Raw genomic sequence first — 19,513 nt, 5'->3', positions numbered from 1 at the left:
CCGGGTCACTCCCCGTGCGCGGGCCGGGTTTCCGGCGGGATTCCGGGGCAGACGAAAGGGCATGTCCCCTCGATATCGCACAGGTTCCAACTCCGCCGGTACGGTCATCGCGGTGGTCGCGGACGTCATGGCCGTCATCCTCGGACTGTGGATTCTGATGTACCTGCTGGACGCCAACCGGGCCAACGAGCTGGTCCGGTTCGTCCACGGCGCGGCCGACTGGCTGGCCGGCTGGTCCCGGGACCTCTTCACCTTCGACAGGCCCTGGGCCCGCGTGATCGCCGGCTACGGTCTGGCCGCCGTGGTGTACCTCTTCGTCGGCCACGCCGTCGCCAACCGGATGCACCGGCACTGACGGCGGCGGGCCGGTCCGGCCCGGTCCGGACCGACGAACGGCGTCAGCCGCAGCAGTCCGTCTCGAGGCCCCGCGGGAGGCGGTCGCCCGCCGCGAAGACCGTGCAGGTGGCCTCGTGGCCGCCGAGCGCGGCCACCGCGAGCAGCAGGGAGCCGGCGGTCCACGTGGTCAGTTCGCGGGGCCACACGGCGTCGTCCTCGAAGACGTAGCCCGTCCAGTACAGGCCGGTGTCCGGGTCGCGCAGGTGCTGGATGGACTGGAGCACGGCCAGGGCGTGGTCGGACTCACCCACCGCCCACAGGGTCAGGGCGAGTTCGGCCGACTCCCCGCCCGTCACCCACGGGTTGGGGACGACGCAGCGCACCCCGAGTCCTGGCACCACGAAGCGGTCCCAGCCCTCCGCTATGCGCGCCTTCGCCTCCGCGCCGGTCAGCGCGCCGCCCAGCACCGGGTAGTACCAGTCCATGGAGTAGCGGTCCTTGTCCAGGAACCGCTCCGGGTGCGCGCGGATCGCGTGCCGGAGCGCACCGACCGCCAACTCCCAGTCCGGCTGCGGCTCTTCACGCTGCTCCGCGATGGCCAGCGCACAGCACAGCGCATGATGGACCGAGGAGCACCCGGTCAGCAGCGCGTCCGCGGTGTCCGTACCGTCGTCCTCCCGCTTCCAGCCGATCTGCCCGCCGGGCTGCTGGAGCCGCAGCACGAACTCGATCGCCGCGTACACGACGGGCCACATGCGGTCCAGGAAGGTGTCGTCGCCCGTCGAGAGGTAGTGGTGCCAGACCCCAACGGCCGTGTAGGCGACGAAGTTGGTCTCCCGGCGGTGGTCGGTGACGTCGTCGTGCGCCCCGTCGGCGTAGGCCGCGTACCAGGAGCCGTCCTGGAGCTGGTGGCGGGCCAGCCACGCGTAGGCACGCTCGGCGGCCTCGTGCTCGCCGGCCGCGTCCAGCGCCATCGCCGCCTCGACGTGGTCCCACGGGTCGAGGTGGTGCCCGCGGAACCACGGGATCGCCCCGTCCTCCCGCTGGCCGGCGAGTATGCCGCGTACGGTCGCGGCGGCCTGCCCGGCGGTGAGGACCCCGGGCAGGACGAGGTGTTCTGTCCGGGGAGTCGTCACGCCTCGGCGCCCCCGGCCGTGTCGGGCAGCCGCGGCTTCGTCGCGTACGCCACGAAGCTCTTGCCGATCAGCGGGTTCAGCGCCTGCTCGGCCACCCGGGTGGCCAGCGGCTTCTTCATGATGTCCCAGACCAGCAGCTTGTGGTACGCCCGCACCGGCAGCACCTGGTCGTTGTCGACGCCGAACGCGCACTTCAGCCACCAGTACGGCGAGTGCAGCGCGTGCGCGTGGTGGGTGCCGTAGGGCTTCAGGCCCGCCTCGCGCATTCTGCCGAGGAGTTCGTCGGCCTTGTAGATGCGGATGTGGCCGCCCTCCACCTCGTGGTAGGCGTCGGACAGGGCCCAGCAGACCTTCTCGGGGCCGTAGCGCGGCACGGTGACGGCGATCCGCCCGCCCGGCCGGAGCACCCTGACCATCTCGGCGAGGACGCCCTTGTCGTCGGGGATGTGCTCCATCACCTCGGAGATGATGACGACGTCGAAGGAATCGTCGGGGAAGGGCAGCGCCAGCGCGTCGCCCTCCATGGCGGTCGCGGTCGCCCCTTCCGGCGCTTCCCCGGCCTCCTTCATCGCCGCGAACCACTTGGCGACCTCGCGGATCTCCTCGCCGTTGCGGTCCAGCGCCACGACCCGGGCCCCGCGCCGGTAGCACTCGAACGCGTGCCGGCCGGCACCGCATCCGAGGTCCAGCACGCGGTCGCCCGGGGCGAGCGGGAACCGGGAGAAGTCGACGGTCAGCACGTGGCCCTGCTTTCTCGGTTGAGGTCGGCGTCGGTCGTGGTGGTGCGGGTCCGCGCGGGGCCGGCGCCCGTGGCGGCCGCGACGGGGGCGCCCGCGCGGGAACGGGCGAGGGCCTCGCGGTACCGGGCCACGGTCCCCTCGGCGGCGCGGGCCCAGGTGAAGTGCCGCAGGACCCGCTCACGCCCGGCCCGGCCCAGCCGGAGGCGCAGCTCCGGGTCCCCCAGCAGCCGGCCGAGCGCCACGGCCAGCGCCCCGGCGTCGCCCGGCGGCACGGCCAGGCACGTCTCGCCGTCGCGTCCGGCGACCTCGGGGACGGCGCCCCCGGTCGTGGCGACCAGCGGAGTGCCCGTGGCCATGGCCTCGGCCGCCGGCAGGGAGAAGCCCTCGTACAGCGACGGCACGCACGCGACCTCGGCCGAGCGGACCAGGCCGACCAGTTCGGCGTCCGAGATCCCCTTCACGAACTCGACGGCGCCTTCGAGGCCGTAGCGTTCGACCGCCTGCGCGACCGGGCCCTGCTCGGGCCGCTTGCCGACGACGACGAGATGCGCGGCGGGGTGCTCGGCGCGCACCTTCGCCAGCGCCTCGACGAGAAACACCAGCCCCTTGAGCGGCACGTCCGCGCTGGAGGTGGTCACGATCCGGCCGGGCACCTGCCGCACGGCCGGGTCGGGTGAGAACAGGTCGGTGTCGGCGCCGATGTGCACGACGTGGACGCGGTCCTCGCGCACGCCGAGGTGGTCGACGATCTCCTGGCGGGAGGTGCCGGAGACGGTGAGCACGGAGGGCAGCCTGCGCGCGACGCGCTTCTGCATGCGGGTGAAGGCGTACCAGCGCCGTACGGACCAGCGCCGCTGCCATCCCTCGGCGGCGTCGAGCTCCAACTTCCGGTCCACGGTGATGGGGTGGTGGATGGTGGTGACCAGCGGCGCGCCGACGTCCCCCAACAGCCCGTATCCCAGGGTCTGGTTGTCGTGGACGATGTCGAACTCCCCGCGTCGGGCGCGCAGATGGCGGCGGGCGCGTAGCGAGAAGGTCAGCGGCTCGGGGAAGCCGCCAACCCACATGGTGGCGACCTCCAGCGCGTCGATCCAGTCGCGGTACTCGTCGCGCTTCGGGGTGCGGAAGGGGTCCGGCTGCCGGTAGAGGTCCAGGCTCGGCAGCTCGGTCAGGCGCAGCCGGCCGTCGTGGCCGTCGCGGGCGATGTCGCCGAGGGTGTCGAGGACGGGGTACGGCTGGGCGGCGATCGCCTCGACCCGGTGGCCGAGGCGGGCCAGTTCGCGCGAGAGGTGGCGTACGTAGACGCCCTGGCCCCCGCAGAACGGGTTCCCCTTGTAGGTGAGGAGCGCTATGCCGAGCGGTCGCTCGCCGTCCGCGGCCAGGTCCGCCGGGGACCCCGCCTGACTGGGCTCAGCGGTCACTCCGGCCCCCCTTCTGACTGCACTGTCCCGCGAGATTACGTCGGGACGCTAATCTAGAACAAGTTTCAGACTTGATCGTTCAGGAGGCTCCGAATCTACCGGCAGGTAGCCACGCTGTGAGCAGCGGATCGGGTGATTCGCACCACGGCCCGCGCCACCGCCCGCGGTCCGGTCCCCCTGCCGGCCCCTGCCTCACCGACTGTCACGGAACGGGACCCATGCCTGCGCGAGCCAGTACCTCCCGGCCGGCCTCACCGCCCCTCACCGAGCGGCAGGAGGCCCGCCGCCGCCGCATCCTGCGCGCGAGCGCGCAACTGGCCGCCCGGGGCGGCTTCGACGCCGTGCAGATGCGGGAGGTCGCGGAGTCCTCGCAGGTGGCCCTTGGCACGCTCTACCGGTACTTCCCGTCCAAGGTCCACCTGCTCGTCGCCACGATGCAGGACCAGCTGGAGCGCCTGCACGGCACGCTGCGCAAGAACCCGCCGGCCGGCGAGAGCGCCGCCGAGCGGGTGGCGGAGACCCTGATGCGCGCCTTCGGCGCCCTCCAGCGCGACCCCCACCTCGCGGACGCGATGGTCCGTGCGCTCACCTTCGCGGACCGCAGCGTGAGCCCGGAGGTCGACCAGGTCTCCCGCCAGACCACCGCGATCATCCTGGACGCCATGGGCCTGGAGGAGCCCACCGCCGCGCAGCTCTCCGCGGTCCGCGTGATCGAGCACACCTGGCTCTCGGCCCTGATCACCTGGCTCTCGGGCCGCGCCTCCCTCGCCCAGGCGAAGGCCGACATAGGGACGGCGTGCCGGCTGATCGACCTGACCGTGCCCCCCGTGGCGCCCCCCGAGGCGCACGAATAGGACCTACGAGACGGGTTCCCTTCGCCGGTATTACCCGGATCAGGTAATGGGGGTCGCCTTCGGGTCCGACTGCTACCTTCCGGCCTCTCAGCCCGACCGTCGACGTCGGCCTCAGCGGATGCCGTAGCGTCTCGCCAAAGTCGGCTACTCCGGTTGAACTCCCTCACTCGCCTCGTAGGCCACTAACAGAATAAATCCGTCTGAACCGGATGGAACCCCCCAATCCAAAGATTTTTTCGGTTTCTCCCGCGCCGGACGAGACGGGCATCGGCCACCCCTCGGGTCCTTTCCGGTAGGCCGGTAGAGTGACCGGGTCGTCATCACACCCGTTCGGGGGGAAGCCGGTGGAAATCCGGCGCTGACCCGCAGCCGTGAGCCGTCCCGCGAGGGCGGCGAGCCGGAATGCCCGGGACGGAACGTGACCGGCTCATGCGCATCGGCAGGTCCGCCGGCGCATCGCACCGTCGAGGTATACGGAGCCGAGCCGCCGGGGTGTCCCGTGCTGTCCGGCTCCCCGCAGGGAGAGGCACCCGCCGATCATGAACTTCCGCCGCAGCGCCGCGGCCCTGGCCGCCGCCGTCGCCGTGATCGGCAGCGCGGCCCCCGCCGTCGCAGACACGTCCGCCGGCCCGTCCCCGTCGTCTCCGGCTCTTCCGGCGGGGCTCTACGGCACCACCGACCCCCAGTACGACGGCGTCTGGCGCCAGTCCCTGGCGCTGCTCGCGCAGCACACCGTGGAGGTGCGGCCCGCCGCCAAGGCCGTGGACTGGCTGACCGGACAGCAGTGCGCCGACGGCTCCTTCGCGGCCTTCCGCGCCGAGCCGGGCAAGGCCTGCGACGCCAAACTGATGGTCGACACCAACAGCACCGCCGCCGCCGTGCAGGCCCTCGCCGCGCTCGGCGGCCACGACACGGCCACCGGCAAGGCGGTGTCCTGGCTGAAGTCCGTGCAGAACAAGGACGGCGGCTGGGGGTACACGCCCGGCGGGCCCAGCGACGCCAACTCGACCTCGGTCGTGATCGGCGCGCTCGCCGCCGCCGGGCAGAAGCCGGAGAGCGTCGTCAAGGACGGCAAGTCCCCCTACGACGCCCTGCTCACCTTCGCCCTGCCGTGCTCCGGCGAAGGGGCCGGCGCCTTCGCCTACCAGCCGGACAAGAAGGGGAAGCTCGCCGCCAACGCGGACGCCACGGCGGCCGCCGTCGTCGCCGCGCTCGGGCAGGGCATGGCCCCCAAGGGCAACGGCAAGGGCGCCGAGGCCCGTTGCGAGGACTCCGGTAAGCCCAGCCCCGACCGGGCCGCGGCCAACGGCGCCTCCTACCTCGCGCAGGCCGTCGCCAAGGACGGTCACCTCACCTCCTCCCTCCCCGGTGCCACCGACCAGCCCGACTTCGGCAACACCGCCGACACGGTCGTCGCCCTGGCCGTGCAGAGCGGACCGGCACAAGCACAGAAGCCGCTGAAGTGGCTGGAGAAGAACTCCGAGGCGTGGGCCAAGCAGAGCGGTCCCGCCGCCTACGCCCAGCTCGTCTTCGCGGCCCGCGCGGCCGGCGCCGACCCGCGTGACTTCGGCGGTGTCGACCTGGTCGAGCGGCTCAACGCGACCGGACCGGCTCCCCAGGCCGCCGCCGAGAAGGACACCGAGGACTCCGCGAAGAGCGACTCCCCCTTCGGCGTCTGGTGGACCGTCGGCGTCTTCCTCGTCGCGGGCGTCGGCATCGGCTTCCTGCTGAGCGGCCGGAAGAAGCAGGGCCAGTCGTGACCCGCCGGCTCCGGGCGCTGTGCGCACCACTGCTCGCCGCCGCGCTCCTGCTGGTCGCCGGTGCCGGTCAGGCGCAGGCCACCGGCTACCGGTACTGGTCCTTCTGGGACCGCGACGGCGAGAAGTGGACGTACGCCACCGAGGGCCCGTCGACCGCGCGTCCCTCCGACGGCGACGTCCAGGGCCTCCGCTTCGCGGTGAGCGAGGACTCCCAGGACGCGAGCAAGCCGCGCGGGACGGCCGACTTCGAGGCCATCTGCGCCAAGACGCCCGCCGAGAAGGGCAGCAAGCGGGTGGCGCTCGTCCTCGACTTCGGCGTCCAGGCGGACGCCCCGGCCGGCGAGACCCCGCCGGCGCCGCGCACGGAGTGCGCCCGGGTGCCGTCCGACGCGACCACGGCGGAGGCCCTGGCGGCCGTCGCGAAACCGCTGCGGTACGACGCCAACGCCCTGCTGTGCGCCATCGCCGGCTATCCGCAGAAGGGCTGCGGCGAGCAGGTGGCGGCGGACAGGAGCGAGCGGCCGGCCGCGGACGAGCCACGCGAGGAGGGCCCCTCGGTGGGTCTCCTCGCCGGTGGTGCCGTGGTGGTCGTGCTGGCCGCGGCGGCCGTCTGGCAGGCGCGGCGGCGCAGGGATGCGTGACGCCGTGCGGGACCGCGGGCGGGTGGGCCGCGCCGGCGGCGCACCCGCCCGCGGCTCCGCCGGTGTCCACGCGGGTGCCTGGTGGCTGTGGGCTCTGGCCCTCGGCACCGCGGCCACCCGCACCACCAATCCCCTGCTGCTCGGCCTGCTGCTGGCCGTCTCCGGCTACGTCGTGGTGAGCTGCCGCCCCAACACGCCGTCCGCCCGGTCCTACACCGCCTTCGTCCGGCTCGCCCTCGCCGTCCTCGTCATCCGCCTGGTCTTCGCCGTCGTGCTCGGCTCGCCCATTCCCGGCTCGCACGTGCTCGTCTCCCTGCCCGAAGTCCCCCTGCCGCACTGGGCGCAGGGCATCCGCCTGGGCGGCCGGGTCACGGCCGAGGCGGTCGTCTTCGCCCTGTACGACGGGCTGAAGCTGGCCACGCTGCTGGTCTGCGTCGGCGCCGCGAACGCCCTCGCCGCGCCCGCCCGGCTGCTGAAGTCCCTGCCCGGCGCCCTGTACGAGACCGGGGTCGCCGTCGTCGTCGCGCTCACCTTCGCGCCGCACCTGGTCGCCGACGGCCGGCGCCTGCGTGCCGCCCGCCGGCTGCGGGGCCGCCCCGACCGGGGTGTCCGCGGCCTGGTGCAGGTCGGACTGCCGGTCCTGGAGGGCGCGTTGGAGCGTTCCGTCGCCCTCGCCGCCGCGATGGACGCCCGCGGCTACGGCCGTACCGCCGAGGTCGCACCCGCCGTCCGCCGGACCACCGCCGTGCTCACGCTCGGCGGTCTGCTGGGCGTCTGCGCCGGGACGTACGGACTGCTCACCGCCGAGGGCGGCACCTACGGCCTGCCGGTGCTGCTCGCCGGGGTCGCCGCCGCCCTGGCCGGACTGTGGCTCGGCGGGCGCCGCTCCCCGCGCACCCGCTACCGCCCGGACTCCTGGAACCTCCGCTCCTGTCTGGTCGCCGGGTCGGGCATGCTGGTCGCGGCCCTGCTGGCGCTCGCCGCCGCCCGCGATCCCCAGGCCCTGCACCCGGGTGTGGTCCCGCTCGTCCCGCCCACTCTCCCCCTGTGGCCCGCCGCCGCCGTACTCCTCGGTCTGGCCCCCGCGTTCGCCGCACCCGCCAGTCCTGCCCCCAAGGAGCCGTCGTGATCCGCTTCGAGGATGTCTCCGTCACCTACGACGGAGCGGTGGAACCCACCGTCCGCGGCGTCGACTTCGAGGTGCCCGAGGGTGAACTCGTCCTGCTCGTCGGGCCGTCCGGCGTCGGCAAGTCCACCGTGCTCGGCGCGGTCAGCGGACTCGTGCCGCACTTCACCGGAGGCACCCTGCGCGGCCGGGTCACCGTGGCCGGCCGGGACACCCGCACCCACAAGCCGCGTGAACTCGCCGACGTCGTCGGCACCGTCGGCCAGGATCCGCTGTCGCACTTCGTCACGGACACCGTGGAGGACGAACTCGCCTACGGCATGGAGTCGCTGGGCCTGGCCCCGGACGTGATGCGGCGGCGCGTGGAGGAGACCCTGGACCTGCTGGGCCTGGCCGACCTGCGCGACCGCCCCATCGCCACCCTGTCCGGCGGCCAGCAGCAGCGGGTCGCGATCGGCTCGGTCCTCACCCCGCACCCCAAGGTCCTCGTCCTGGACGAACCGACCTCGGCGCTCGACCCGGCCGCGGCCGAGGAGGTCCTCGCCGTCCTCCAGCGGCTCGTGCACGACCTCGGCACGACGGTCCTCATGGCCGAGCACCGCCTGGAACGGGTCGTCCAGTACGCCGACCAGGTCGTCCTGCTGCCCGCCCCGGGCGCCGCCCCGCTCCTTGGACCCCCGGCGGACGTCATGGCCGTCTCCCCGGTGTACCCGCCGGTGGTGGACCTGGGCCGGCTGGCGGGCTGGTCCCCGCTGCCGCTGACCGTGCGGGACGCCCGCCGCCGGGCCGCCGGTCTGCGGCAGCGGCTGGACGGACGGGAGCCCGTGCGCTCCGGCACGGCACCGGCCACGGCACTCCCGGTCCCCACGCCCCGTCCGGCCCCTCGTCCGGCGCCCCGGTGGCGGCTGCGCCGCGGCCCCGCCCCCGAGCCCGTCCCGGTGGGCGCGCCCGTGGCCGAGGTCCACTCCCTCGGTGTCCGCCGCGCCGGCGTCCAGGCCCTGCGGAACGTCGACCTGTCCGTCGCCCCCGGCGAGACCGTCGCCCTCATGGGCCGCAACGGTGCCGGGAAGTCCACGCTGCTCGGCTCGCTCGTCGGGCTGGTCCAGCCGTCCGCCGGGCGGGTCCGGGTGGGCGGCGCGGTCCCGCACCGCACGACGCCCCGCGAACTGGTGCGCCGGGTCGGGCTCGTCCCGCAGGAGCCGCGCGACCTGCTGTACGCCGACTCGGTCGCCGCCGAGTGCGCGGCCGCCGACCAGGACGCGCAGGCCGCGCCCGGCACCTGCCGGGACCTGGTCCGCGAGCTGCTGCCCGGCGTCGGCGACGACGCCCACCCCCGCGATCTGTCGGAGGGCCAGCGGCTGGCGCTCGCGCTCGCCGTCGTACTCGCCGCCCGCCCGCCCCTGCTGCTGCTCGACGAGCCGACCCGCGGTCTCGACTACGGCGCGAAGACCCGCCTGGTCGGCCTGCTGCGCGCGCTCGCCACCGAGGGACACGCCATCGTGCTCGCCACGCACGACGTCGAACTGGCCGCCGAACTGGCCCACCGGGTCGTGCTGCTCGCCGAGGGCGAGGTCATCGCCGACGGTCCGACGGCCGAAGTCGTCGTGTCCTCCCCCTCGTTCGCCCCGCAGGTCACCAAGATCCTGGCCCCGCAGCGGTGGCTCACCGCCACCCAGGTCCGCGAGGCCCTGGCATGACGGCCCGCCCCGCCGACGCGAAGACCCGTTCCGCGGGCCCGAAGACCCGTCCTGCCGATGAGAAGGTACGCCGTGCCGACACGCGAGTGCGGGCCGTCCGCCTGGGCCCCCGGTCCCTCGCCGCGCTCGCCCTGGTCAGCGCGGTCGGCGTGGCCGCGTTCGGCTGGCCGTTCCTCGCCCCGCCCGCCTCGTCGCTCAGCGCGCACGCGCAGGACGCGCCCTGGCTGTTCGCGGGACTGCTCGTCCTGCTCGTCGCCGTCGTCACCGCGGCGATCTCCGAGTCCGGACTCGGTCCGAAGGCCGTCGCCATGCTCGGTGTGCTGGCCGCGACGGGGGCCGCGCTGCGCCCGATCGGGGCCGGGACGGCCGGCATCGAGCCCATGTTCTTCCTGATGGTGCTGAGCGGGCGGGTGCTCGGGCCGGGCTTCGGGTTCGTCCTGGGCTCGGTGACGATGTTCGCCTCCGCGCTGCTCACCGGCGGGGTGGGACCGTGGATGCCGTTCCAGATGCTGGCCATGGGCTGGTTCACCATGGGCGCGGGTCTGCTGCCGGGCCCCGACCGGCTGCGCGGACGCACGGAACTGCTGCTGCTCGCGCTCTACGGCTTCCTGGCCGCCTTCGCCTACGGCACCGTGATGAACCTCGCGGGCTGGCCCTTCATGGGCACCCTCGCCTCCTCCATCGCCTTCGACCCGCACGCGGGCGTCCCCGCCAACCTGGCCCGGTTCGTGGCGTACTGCCTGGCCACCTCGCTCGGCTGGGACCTGGGCCGGGCCCTGGTCACCGTGGTCCTGACCCTCGTCCTCGGCCACGCCGTCCTGCGGGCGCTGCGCCGCGCGACCCGCCGGGCCGCCTTCGAGGCCCCGGTCACCTTCGACGCACCGCCGCCGTGACCGGTCAGTGAGACCCTCACGGCACTCGTGGAGGCGGCGGCCCCCGATCGCCTGGGCCGCCGCCTTCGCCGTGTCCGGCTGCCACGGCCCCACGGTTCTGCTTTCCTGACCCCATGAAGACGGACCCGCCACCGGACGACTCCGAAACACGCGGACTGCGCCTGGTGGCGGTGCTCTTGGGGCTGACCGTGGTCAGCGGACTGATCGACGCGGTCAGCTACCTCGGCCTCGGACACGTCTTCACGGCCAACATGACCGGCAACGTGGTCGTGCTCGGCTTCGCCGCCGCCGGGGCACCGGGCTTCTCCGTGCCGCACACCGCCACCTCCCTCGTGTGCTTCCTGCTGGGCGCGATGGTCGGCGGCCGGGTCTCGCTGCGCTACGGCACCGGCTCGCGCCGCACCTGGGCCAGGGTGACCCTCGCCGCCGAGGCCCTACTGGTCGCGGCGTCCGCGGTGGTGGCCTTCGCCGCGCCGGACACGGAGGCCATGGTGTACTCCGTCATCGCCCTGACCGCCTTCGCGATGGGCCTGCGCAACGCGACGGTCATCAAGCTGGACGTGGCCGACCTGACGACCACCGTCCTGACCAGGACCCTGACGAGTCTCGCCGCCGACTCCAGGGCCGGCGGCGGCACCGGCCTCCGATCCCCGCGCCGCACGGCCTCCGTGATCGCGATGCTGGCCGGCGCCGTCCTCGGCGCCTGGCTGGTGATCCATCAGGGCCTGGGCATCCCGCTGCTGATCGCGGCGGTGCTGTCGGGTGTCCTGGCCGTCGTGACGTCGGGACGCGAATGACGGCGTCCCCCGGGTGGGAGGGGCCGTACTCGTACGGCACTTGATGTGCCAGGATGCCGCCCATGGTGAACGTGGACCGTCATCTCGCCGATGACGAGGAACTGATACATGCAACCCGCCAGCACTGGACCCAGATGGTGGGCGAGTTCGTCGTGCTCGTCCTCGTCTGGGCCGTGGCGCTGGCGCTGGCGTGGGTGATTCCGTCCGGCAAGGACTGGGGCACCGTGGCCCGGTACGTGGTCCTGGGCGTGGCGGTGATCATCTCCGTCTGGTTCTGGCTGCGGCCGCTGCTGATCTGGCGCAGCACCGTCTACATCGTCACGACGAAGCGGGTCTCCGTGCGCACCGGCTTCCTGACGAAGACGGGGCACAGCATCCCGCTGACCCGCGTCAACGACGTCGAGTTCCGAGCCACGCTGTGGGAGCGCATCCTGCACGAGGGGACGCTGACCGTCCAGTCGGCCTCGGAACACGGAATGCTCGAACTGAAGCACGTCGCGGACCCGGAGGGCCTCCAGGGCCTGATCTACGAGGCCGTGGAGAACGAGCAGCGCAGCCACCAGTGGGGCGGGCAGGTACCGCCGGCCGCCGGCTGACGATCAGTCGGCGTCCGCAGCCGCCCACGACAGGAACTCGGTGAAGGCGGCGGGCGAGGGTGAGCACCGGGCCGGCGGGGGTCTTGGAGTCCCGTACGGCCACGGTGGCCTCCGGCATCTCGGCGATTTCAAGGCAGTTGCCGCCCTGGTCGCCGCTGTACGACGACTTACGCCACTGGATTCCCGTCGGCACCACGTTGTTTCCCCATAACGCTCCTCCATCACGTGCCGGATCAGCTCCGCCGAATCCCTGAGCGAAAGCGCGGCGGCCTGGAGGTGATCTTAACGGAGCGAACAGTCCATGACTGTGCCCGGATCGGCGCTCGGATGCCCGCTGCCGTAGCCCTCCGTATAAACGATGTCGGGGTCTCCGGCGAAGTGAAAGAGGTGAGGGGCAACAGCCCCGTCACCACCGCGGTGAACCACCCCGGACTCGGGGCGGCGAGTGGTGTCACCGACCCCAGGATCAGCCGGCGCCGGCGAAGTCGACGTCCTTGGTCTCGACGGTCCCGGCCGTGCGTCCCGGTGCCGCCTGGTAGTTCCAGTACAGGTTGGTGTGGGCGATGACCTGGCCCGGCGGCGGGGCGCCCCAGGCCGTCGTGTCCGTCGTGGTGTGGGCGTCACCGACCAGGATCGTGTCGTATCCCCGGACGAACGCGCCGTGCAGTGTCGAGCGGACGCACGCGTCGGTCGACGCCCCGGCCACGACGAGCCGGCCGGCCCCGAGACCCGACAGCACGGTCTCGAGGGTGGTGTCCTCGAAGGAGTCGCCGTAGTTCTTGTGGACGAGCGGTTCGCCCTCACGCGGCGTCAGCTCGGGGACGATCCGCCAGCCGTCGCTGTCCCTCACCAGCTCCTCGTCGGCGTGCTGGACCCACACGACGGGGACCCCCTCCTGCCTGGCCCGCTCGACCAGAGCGGCGATGTTCGCGACGACCGTGTCACGCTCGTGGGCCTTGTGGACGACGTCGTTCTGCACGTCGACGACGAGAAGCGCGGTGCTGGGCCGGTCCTGAAGTGTGGTCATCGTTCCCCCTTGCGCGTACCAGGGCTGTCCGCACTCACCCTAGGCCCGGCCACTGACAATGAAGGCGGCCGGCAGCCAAGTCCAGGACACGAGCCCCCGCCGGGCCGGTGCCGGCACGCCAGACGTACGGCCGTCCTCGCGGCGTCAGCTCGGCGCCCGTTCCTTGTCCTTCTCCTTCTTCACGAGCGCCGGCTCACCGGCCACCGCGACGGCCGTCGCCGCCCGCGCCCGGGGGCCCTGCAGTGCATACGCCAGCGCGAAGCCCGCGCCGACGACGATCGCGCCGCCCACCGCGTCCAGCACCCAGTGGTTGCCGGTGGCGACGATGGCCGAGACCGTGAAGAGGGGGTGGAGGAGGCCCAGGGCCTTCATCCACCACTTGGGGGCGACGACCGCGATGACCACGCCGCACCACAGCGACCAGCCGAAGTGCAGGGACGGCATCGCGGCGTACTGGTTGGTCAGGGACGTCAGGGTGCCGTAGTCCGGCTGGGAGAAGTCCTGGACGCCGTGGACCGTGTCGATGATGCCGAGGGTCGGCATCAGGCGGGGCGGGGCCAGGGGGTACAGCCAGAAGCCCACCAGGGCCAGGACGGTGGCGAAGCCGAGGGCCGCGCGGGCCCAGCGGTAGTCGACGGGGTGGCGCCAGCACAGGACGCCGAGGACGGTCAGCGGGACGGCGAAGTGGAAGGACTCGTAGTAGAAGTCGAAGAAGTTCCGCAGCCAGCCGATCTTCACCACGGCGTGGTTGACCGCGTGCTCGATGTCGATGTGCAGGAAGCGCTCGAGGGAGAGGATCTCGTGACCGTGCTGCTCGGCTCGGGCCCGGCCGCCGGAGATGGTGCCGCCCGTCGCCGCGAGGCGTACCTGCTGGTAGGCGGCGTAGGTGACGCGTATGAGGAGCAGTTCGAGGAACAGGTTCGGGCGGGTGAGGACCCGGCGCAGGAAGGGGAGCAGGGGGACCCGTCGGAAGCGGACCGGGACCGGGGGCGCGTACTCCGTCGGGACGGGTGAGGCGTAGTGCTCCGAGGTGCGGGACAGGAACGGCACGACCGTCGCGGCGGCGAGGGCGGCCAGCAGGACGATGTTGTCCCGCAGCGGGTTCAGGGCCGCGATGTGCGGCAGCATCATCGTCGCCGGCAGCGTCATGACGAGGATGACGGCGACCGGCCAGACGTACCGGTCGGAGGCGCGGCGGCCGACCCGGCCGACGACCGCGAGGAGCACCCACAGCAGCTGGTGCTGCCAGGTGGTGGGCGACACGGCTATCGCCGCGCAGCCGGTGATAGCGACGGCGAGCAGGAGCTGGCCGTCGCGGGCGTAGCGCACGGCCCGGCGCAGGCCGAGCACCGCGACCGCCGCGCCCAGCAGCAGGAACAGGCCTATCTCCAGCGGGCCGGTCAGGCCGAGCCGCAGCAGGGCGCCGTGCAGGGACTGGTTGGCGAGGGCATCGGCGCGGCCGCCGAGGCCCACGCCCGCCATGTGGTGGACCCAGTAGGTGTAGGAGTCGTGCGGCATCGCGGCCCAGGCGAGCGCGGTGCACGCGGCGAACGTGACGGCGCCGGAGACGGCGGCCGGCCGGCGCCGGGTGAACCACAGCAGGGGAGCGAAGAGGAGCACCGTGGGCTGCAGCGCGGCCGCGAGGCCGATCAGCGCGCCGCCGGCCCGCTGTCCGCGTACGACGAAGCAGCCGAGCAGCACGAGCAGGACCGGGATGATGCTGGTCTGGCCGAGCCAGAGCGTGTTGCGCACCGGCAGCGACAGCATGAGCAGGCTGATCGCGACGGGCGCGGCCAGCAGGGAGGTGCGGCGGCCGACCGGATCGGGCAGGGCGCGGGCGGCGATCAGGCCCAGGGCGACCACCAGCAGCAGCGTGCCGAAGGTCCATCCCCAGCCGAGCGCCTGCTCGGCTGCCCTGGTCAGCGGCTTGAGCACGAGGCCGCCGAACGGGGTGCCGGTGAACTCCGTCGACTCGTACAGCGACCCCTTGACGTGCAGGACGCCGTTCGGTCCGACCCAGGTCTCCAGGTCGGTGAGCCGGCTGCCACGCGGGGTGCCGAGGACGACGGCCACCTGCCGTATCGCGAGGATCCCGGCGATCAGCCACAGACCCAGGCGGGTCGCGTGCAGGCGGGCCGTGGCCGGGTCCGCCGCCGCTCCGAACGCCGCCGCCGGCCCCCCACTGCGCTCCGCATTCGCCACGCCCTCTCGGCCTCCCGCCCCGTATGTCCCGCGCGCTCCCGCGCCGGGAACCCATTCGCCATTCCCGAGAGGCTCGCACCTCCCCGGAGAAGGACGCGGCTACCCCCGATTCACCTGGCGTCCGCTCGCCTTTTGTCCAGATGACGATAGTGCGCGGAGGGTTCGGTTCCCCGGCCGGGGCGCGAGAAGGATCACAGTGCGGAGCGGGGAATCACGGTCCGTGCGGGGACTAAGTGCCTGCACATCGAACATTTAGGTGCAGTATGCATCGACGTGCGTACGGTGCGTAACGGACACAGACAGTCGTATGGTCGATTTTCGGCCTGCCCAGGTGGGCTACTTTCGGCCCCCGCGTCAGCGCCGCCGCACGGGCCTGGTCTCTGTCCCCGTCGAAAGGCAGGCGAGCGAAGCCTTGTCAGCTGTCACCGTCACCGCGCCACGGTCCGTCTCCCTCACCAAGAGCCGCCACACCACCGTCACCGACCCAGCGCTCGTCCGGCGCGCCGTGAAGGCCGCCGCGCTGGGCAACGCCATGGAGTGGTTCGACTTCGGTGTCTACAGCTACATCGCGGTGACGCTGGGCAAGGTCTTCTTCCCCTCCGGCAACCCGACGGCGCAGTTGCTCTCCACGTTCGGCGCCTTCGCCGCGGCCTTCCTGGTCCGCCCGTTCGGCGGCATGGTCTTCGGCCCGCTGGGCGACCGCATCGGCCGCCAGAAGGTGCTGGCCTTCACCATGATCATGATGGCCGTGGGCACCTTCGCGATCGGCCTGATCCCGTCGTACGCGACGATCGGCGTCGGAGCGCCGCTGCTGCTGCTCGTGGCCCGGCTGGTGCAGGGCTTCTCCACCGGCGGCGAGTACGCGGGGGCGTCCACCTTCATCGCCGAGTTCGCCCCGGACAAGCGTCGCGGCTTCCTCGGCAGCTGGCTGGAGTTCGGCACCCTGGCCGGTTACATCGGCGGCGCGGGCCTGGTCACCCTGATGACGGCCCTGCTGTCCTCGGACCAGATGACCTCCTGGGGCTGGCGGATCCCGTTTCTGATCGCGGGCCCCATGGGCATCATCGGCCTCTACCTGCGGATGCGCCTGGAGGAGACCCCGGCGTTCGCGGCCGAGGCGGAGAAGTGCGAGTCGAACCGCCCGAAGGTGCCGCTGCGCGAGATGATCGTCGGCCAGTGGAAGGCGATGCTGCTGTGCGTGGGCCTGGTGCTGGTCTTCAACGTCACCGACTACATGCTGCTGTCGTACATGCCGAGCTATCTGACCAGCGTGCTCAAGTACGACGAGACGCACGGTCTGGTCGTCGTGCTCGGCGTGATGGCCCTGATGATGATCGTCCAGCCGTTCGCCGGCGCGCTGACCGACCGCGTCGGACGCCGTCCGATGATCGCCGCCGGCTGCGCGGGCTTCCTGTTCCTGTCGATCCCCGCGCTGCTGCTGATCCGCCAGGGCAGCCTGGCGGCGGTCGGCCTGGGCATGGCCGCCCTGGGCCTGCTCCTGGTCAGCTTCACGGCCGCGATGCCGTCCGCCCTGCCGGCGCTGTTCCCGACCCGGGTCCGCTACGGCTCGCTGTCGATCGGCTTCAACGTCTCCGTCTCGCTGTTCGGCGGGACCACCCCGCTGGTGGTCACCGCCCTGATCGGCGCGACCGGCAACCTGATGATGCCCGCCTACTACATGATGGCGGCCTCGCTGATCGGCGGCGTGGCGGTCTGGTTCATGGCGGAGTCCGCGGGCCGGCCGCTGCCGGGGTCGGCGCCGTCGGTGGAGGCGTAAGCCCCCTCCTTCCGGCCGCCCGGCCCACTCGACTTTCCACCGCCGCCTCCGGCTCCTGCCGGGGGCGGCGGTGCCGTTGCGTCCCGAAGACGACTGCCGTCGCAGCCCGGCGGCTGCCGTTGCGTCCCGAAGGCCGCTGCCGTCACGGCCCTCAGGCAGCAGCCCGGACCCACGGGCCGCCCCCGAACGACTGACATTGCCTGACACCACCACCGCACCCGGCTATATTCGTTAGCCCGGCTAGTTAGAGAATCTAACTAGACATACGAAAGGCTTGGTGCATGAGCGACTCGCAGCTGTGGGACGACGTGGACGCCTACTTCACCAGTCTGCTCTCCCCGGAGGACGAATCCCTTCAGGCCGCGCTGCGCGACAGCGACGCGGAGGGGCTGCCGCGCATCAACGTCACCCCGAACCAGGGCAAGCTGCTGCATCTCCTCGCCCAGGTCCAGGGCGCCCACGCCATCCTGGAGATCGGCACGCTCGGCGGCTACAGCACCATCTGGCTGGGCCGCGCGCTGCCCGCCGACGGACTGCTGATCTCCCTCGAGTACGACCCGCGCCACGCCGACGTGGCCCGCCGCAACATCGCGCGCGCCGGTCTGGACCGGGTCGCCGAAGTGCGGGTGGGTCCGGCCCTGGAGTCGCTGCCCCAGCTCGCCGACGAGAACCCGCCGCCCTTCGACCTGGTCTTCATCGACGCCGACAAGGCCAACAACCACCACTACGTCGAGTGGGCCCTGCGCCTGACCCGCACCGGCAGCCTGATCGTCCTGGACAACGTCGTACGCGGCGGCCACGTCACCGACCCCACCAGCACCGATCCGAGCGTGCTCGGCACCCGGGCCGCCCTCGAACTCATCGCCGAGCACCCCAGGCTGGACGGCACGGCGATCCAGACGGTCGGTACCAAGGGCCACGACGGCTTCGCGCTGGCGCGAGTGCTGGAGTGACTGGCCGGAGTGACCTGCCGCCCTTCCGCCATTCGCGCGGCGCTCACGCCTCGTGGAAGAACCCGACGTTGACGCTGCGCGGACTCGTACGGTCCTGCACCACGATCTCGCCGGATCCGCCCCGGGGCAGCGCGACGGTCCCGCCGTAGGCGAGCGGCTGGGTGTGCTCACCGATGGTCAGCCGGACCTCGGACGACGGCTCCGGCTGGGAGCCGCGCAGCCAGGTGACCTGCCAGGTGCCGTCGGCCGCGCACTGGAAGTCCAGGTGGACCCGGGAGACGAACAGCCAGTCCTCGGGCGTCACCAGGCGGCACACGGCCGGGTCCCGGCCCACCCGCAGCGCGGCACCCGGCTCGCTGGGAGCGTCGGCCATGAGCATCCCGGCCGTGGCGCCCGCGTCCGTCCCGGAGACGGAGGCCATGGTCAGTTCGAGCACGTGGGTTCCCCTTGAGACGTCCTTCGCGCGGTGGCCGGATTGCCGTACCGCCGCCGCATGATAAAACGCCCGGGCCTGCCGCGTCCGGCACAATGGACCCATGACCGAGCGAAAGCCACCTGGTGTCGCGTTCGGCTCCTGGGTCGACAAGCAGATCCGCGACGCGCAGGGACGCGGAGAGTTCGACCGCCTGCCGGGCGCGGGAAAGCCGCTGCCGGACGACATGACGTACGACGAGCTGTGGTGGGTCAAACGGAAGATGGCCCGCGAGGGCCTGTCCTACCTGCCGCCGTCGCTCGCACTGCGCAAGCAGGCAGAGGACGCGCTCGCGGCGGCCCTCGCGGCCCCCTCGGAACGGATCGTCCGCGCCGTCATCGCGGACATCAACACCAAGATCCTCGACATGATGCTGAAACCCCCACCGGGCCCACCCCTGGGCCTGAAGCGGTACGACGTCGAGGAGATCGTCCAGGAGTGGCGAAGGCGACGGGGGACGGCCGAGTAGACCCTGACGCCCGACCGGCCTCCCGGCCCCGTGGCACGTGGGGCGTTCGGTGCGCGCTTTAACCGGTTGCGCCCGCCGCCCTCCTCGTCCCCACAATGTCGGTCGTGACCTGGACCATCGCACCCGAGCCCTTCAACTCCCCCGTGGCTGCGGCGCTGTGGCGCGCGTACTACACGGAGGTCAGCGACCGCTGGTACCTGCTGCACGAGGGGCGCCGCACCGACCCCGACGAGCTGGAGCGGGAGATCGCCGCCACCACGGGCGCCGAACTCGCCCCGCCCACCGGGCAGTTGCTCCTCGCCCGGTACGACGGCACCCCGGCCGGCACCGCCGGCATACGGCTGCTGGACGCGGAGCGGGCCGAACTCACCCGGGTGTTCCTGCGCGAGGAGATGCGGGGCAAGGGCGGCGCCGCCCTCCTGGTCACCGCGGCCGAGGACGCCGCCCGCGCGCTCGGCGCCCGGCGGATGATCCTGGACACCCGCAGCGACCTCGCGGAGGCCCGCGCCCTGTACGCCCGGCTCGGCTACACGGAGAACGGACGACACAACGACGATCCGTACGCCGAGCACTGGTTCGGCAAAGCCCTGCGCTGAGGACCCCGGCGGGTGACCGA

General features: G+C 72.7%; 19 protein-coding genes, 1 pseudogene and 1 riboswitch. Of the genes and pseudogenes, 13 read left to right on the top strand and 7 right to left on the bottom strand.

All coding sequences use genetic code 11. The features are described from left to right. The first annotated feature begins 61 nt into the window (after window positions 1–61). Window positions 62–355 (top strand): hypothetical protein, encoded by a 294-nt coding sequence (locus ACWEK3_RS22285; RefSeq protein ID WP_361409023.1) that lies wholly within the window; start codon window positions 62–64, stop codon window positions 353–355. 43 nt (window positions 356–398) lie between these two features. Here ACWEK3_RS22285 and ACWEK3_RS22280 read toward each other — a convergent pair whose 3' ends face one another. From ACWEK3_RS22280 to ACWEK3_RS22270, 3 genes are read right to left on the bottom strand one after another with little or no spacing between them, the layout of a single operon-like run. Beyond that, window positions 399–1,472 (bottom strand): prenyltransferase, encoded by a 1,074-nt coding sequence (locus ACWEK3_RS22280; protein WP_453250414.1) that lies wholly within the window; start codon window positions 1,470–1,472, stop codon window positions 399–401. Further along, window positions 1,469–2,212: a class I SAM-dependent methyltransferase gene (locus ACWEK3_RS22275; RefSeq protein WP_365418077.1), complete on the bottom strand. Its 744-nt coding sequence runs from the start codon at window positions 2,210–2,212 to the stop codon at window positions 1,469–1,471. Before ACWEK3_RS22275 ends, ACWEK3_RS22280 begins: the two co-directional genes overlap by 4 nt. Then, window positions 2,206–3,633, bottom strand: coding sequence for a glycosyltransferase family 4 protein (locus tag ACWEK3_RS22270; protein WP_453250413.1), 1,428 nt, complete (start codon window positions 3,631–3,633; stop codon window positions 2,206–2,208). Before ACWEK3_RS22270 ends, ACWEK3_RS22275 begins: the two co-directional genes overlap by 7 nt. 218 nt (window positions 3,634–3,851) lie before the next feature. On the opposite strand from ACWEK3_RS22270, the gene ACWEK3_RS22265 reads away from it, so the two are divergent. The 8 genes from ACWEK3_RS22265 (at window position 3,852) to ACWEK3_RS22230 (ending at window position 11,997) form a co-directional block, all read left to right on the top strand. Beyond that, window positions 3,852–4,487: a TetR family transcriptional regulator gene (locus ACWEK3_RS22265; protein WP_450541048.1), complete on the top strand. Its 636-nt coding sequence runs from the start codon at window positions 3,852–3,854 to the stop codon at window positions 4,485–4,487. Between the two features lie 334 nt (window positions 4,488–4,821). Continuing rightward, window positions 4,822–4,895: riboswitch (cobalamin riboswitch) on the top strand. Between the two features lie 131 nt (window positions 4,896–5,026). Continuing rightward, entirely contained in the window at window positions 5,027–6,247 is a 1,221-nt protein-coding gene (locus ACWEK3_RS22260) for a prenyltransferase/squalene oxidase repeat-containing protein (RefSeq protein WP_453250412.1), read from the top strand. Beyond that, window positions 6,244–6,888 (top strand): SCO2322 family protein, encoded by a 645-nt coding sequence (locus tag ACWEK3_RS22255; RefSeq protein ID WP_450541045.1) that lies wholly within the window; start codon window positions 6,244–6,246, stop codon window positions 6,886–6,888. The genes ACWEK3_RS22260 and ACWEK3_RS22255 overlap by 4 nt, the downstream gene beginning before the upstream one ends. Further along, a complete protein-coding gene (locus ACWEK3_RS22250; RefSeq protein ID WP_453250411.1) occupies window positions 6,881–8,017 on the top strand; it encodes a CbiQ family ECF transporter T component in 1,137 nt (378 codons plus the stop codon). The genes ACWEK3_RS22255 and ACWEK3_RS22250 overlap by 8 nt, the downstream gene beginning before the upstream one ends. Next, window positions 8,014–9,711, top strand: coding sequence for an ABC transporter ATP-binding protein (locus ACWEK3_RS22245; RefSeq protein ID WP_450541041.1), 1,698 nt, complete (start codon window positions 8,014–8,016; stop codon window positions 9,709–9,711). The genes ACWEK3_RS22250 and ACWEK3_RS22245 overlap by 4 nt, the downstream gene beginning before the upstream one ends. Continuing rightward, window positions 9,708–10,604 (top strand): ECF transporter S component, encoded by an 897-nt coding sequence (locus ACWEK3_RS22240; RefSeq protein WP_450541040.1) that lies wholly within the window; start codon window positions 9,708–9,710, stop codon window positions 10,602–10,604. The genes ACWEK3_RS22245 and ACWEK3_RS22240 overlap by 4 nt, the downstream gene beginning before the upstream one ends. 113 nt (window positions 10,605–10,717) lie before the next feature. Beyond that, window positions 10,718–11,401, top strand: coding sequence for a YoaK family protein (locus tag ACWEK3_RS22235; RefSeq protein ID WP_453250410.1), 684 nt, complete (start codon window positions 10,718–10,720; stop codon window positions 11,399–11,401). Window positions 11,402–11,463: 62 nt separating this feature from the next. After that, complete coding sequence (locus tag ACWEK3_RS22230; RefSeq protein WP_453250409.1) at window positions 11,464–11,997, top strand: PH domain-containing protein; 534 nt, start codon at window positions 11,464–11,466, stop codon at window positions 11,995–11,997. A gap of 167 nt (window positions 11,998–12,164) precedes the next feature. Here the strand turns inward: ACWEK3_RS22230 and ACWEK3_RS22225 are convergent. The 3 genes and pseudogenes from ACWEK3_RS22225 to ACWEK3_RS22215 all read right to left on the bottom strand — a co-directional run. Next, window positions 12,165–12,378, bottom strand: a pseudogene (locus tag ACWEK3_RS22225) (Scr1 family TA system antitoxin-like transcriptional regulator); the annotation flags it as partial. Between the two features lie 85 nt (window positions 12,379–12,463). Next, on the bottom strand, window positions 12,464–13,024 hold the full coding sequence (locus ACWEK3_RS22220; protein WP_450541035.1) for a cysteine hydrolase family protein: 561 nt from the start codon (window positions 13,022–13,024) through the stop codon (window positions 12,464–12,466). A 144-nt stretch (window positions 13,025–13,168) separates the two neighbouring features. Beyond that, on the bottom strand, window positions 13,169–15,226 hold the full coding sequence (locus ACWEK3_RS22215; RefSeq protein WP_453250408.1) for a bifunctional glycosyltransferase 87/phosphatase PAP2 family protein: 2,058 nt from the start codon (window positions 15,224–15,226) through the stop codon (window positions 13,169–13,171). A gap of 412 nt (window positions 15,227–15,638) precedes the next feature. Here ACWEK3_RS22215 and ACWEK3_RS22210 point away from each other — a divergent pair, with 412 nt between their 5' ends. Together ACWEK3_RS22210 and ACWEK3_RS22205 are read left to right on the top strand one after the other, a co-directional pair. Beyond that, window positions 15,639–17,003, top strand: coding sequence for an MFS transporter (locus ACWEK3_RS22210; protein ID WP_453250407.1), 1,365 nt, complete (start codon window positions 15,639–15,641; stop codon window positions 17,001–17,003). A gap of 281 nt (window positions 17,004–17,284) precedes the next feature. Then, window positions 17,285–17,956, top strand: a complete 672-nt coding sequence (locus ACWEK3_RS22205; protein ID WP_450541029.1) for an O-methyltransferase — start codon at window positions 17,285–17,287, stop codon at window positions 17,954–17,956. A gap of 43 nt (window positions 17,957–17,999) precedes the next feature. Here ACWEK3_RS22205 and ACWEK3_RS22200 read toward each other — a convergent pair whose 3' ends face one another. After that, complete coding sequence (locus tag ACWEK3_RS22200; RefSeq protein ID WP_453250406.1) at window positions 18,000–18,392, bottom strand: hypothetical protein; 393 nt, start codon at window positions 18,390–18,392, stop codon at window positions 18,000–18,002. A gap of 100 nt (window positions 18,393–18,492) precedes the next feature. On the opposite strand from ACWEK3_RS22200, the gene ACWEK3_RS22195 reads away from it, so the two are divergent. After that, on the top strand, window positions 18,493–18,897 hold the full coding sequence (locus ACWEK3_RS22195; RefSeq protein ID WP_365418135.1) for a DnaJ family domain-containing protein: 405 nt from the start codon (window positions 18,493–18,495) through the stop codon (window positions 18,895–18,897). Window positions 18,898–18,992: 95 nt separating this feature from the next. Continuing rightward, entirely contained in the window at window positions 18,993–19,493 is a 501-nt protein-coding gene (locus tag ACWEK3_RS22190) for a GNAT family N-acetyltransferase (protein WP_453250405.1), read from the top strand. Window positions 19,494–19,513: the final 20 nt, after the last annotated feature.

This window comes from Streptomyces sp. NPDC004721 (assembly GCF_053601495.1).
The sequence above is the reverse complement of the archived record's forward strand: the minus strand, read 5'-3'. Positions and strand labels throughout refer to the sequence as shown.

Bases quoted from the DNA above. Each gene is read 5' to 3' on its own strand.
- ACWEK3_RS22285 (WP_361409023.1), top strand. From the start codon at position 62: ATGTCCCCTCGATATCGCACAGGTTCCAACTCCGCCGGTACGGTCATC.
- ACWEK3_RS22265 (WP_450541048.1), top strand. From the start codon at position 3,852: ATGCCTGCGCGAGCCAGTACCTCCCGGCCGGCCTCACCGCCCCTCACC.
- ACWEK3_RS22260 (WP_453250412.1), top strand. From the start codon at position 5,027: ATGAACTTCCGCCGCAGCGCCGCGGCCCTGGCCGCCGCCGTCGCCGTG.
- ACWEK3_RS22250 (WP_453250411.1), top strand. From the start codon at position 6,881: ATGCGTGACGCCGTGCGGGACCGCGGGCGGGTGGGCCGCGCCGGCGGC.
- ACWEK3_RS22240 (WP_450541040.1), top strand. From the start codon at position 9,708: ATGACGGCCCGCCCCGCCGACGCGAAGACCCGTTCCGCGGGCCCGAAG.
- ACWEK3_RS22235 (WP_453250410.1), top strand. From the start codon at position 10,718: ATGAAGACGGACCCGCCACCGGACGACTCCGAAACACGCGGACTGCGC.
- ACWEK3_RS22230 (WP_453250409.1), top strand. From the start codon at position 11,464: ATGGTGAACGTGGACCGTCATCTCGCCGATGACGAGGAACTGATACAT.
- ACWEK3_RS22220 (WP_450541035.1), bottom strand. From the start codon at position 13,024: ATGACCACACTTCAGGACCGGCCCAGCACCGCGCTTCTCGTCGTCGAC.
- ACWEK3_RS22205 (WP_450541029.1), top strand. From the start codon at position 17,285: ATGAGCGACTCGCAGCTGTGGGACGACGTGGACGCCTACTTCACCAGT.
- ACWEK3_RS22195 (WP_365418135.1), top strand. From the start codon at position 18,493: ATGACCGAGCGAAAGCCACCTGGTGTCGCGTTCGGCTCCTGGGTCGAC.
- ACWEK3_RS22190 (WP_453250405.1), top strand. From the start codon at position 18,993: ATGTCGGTCGTGACCTGGACCATCGCACCCGAGCCCTTCAACTCCCCC.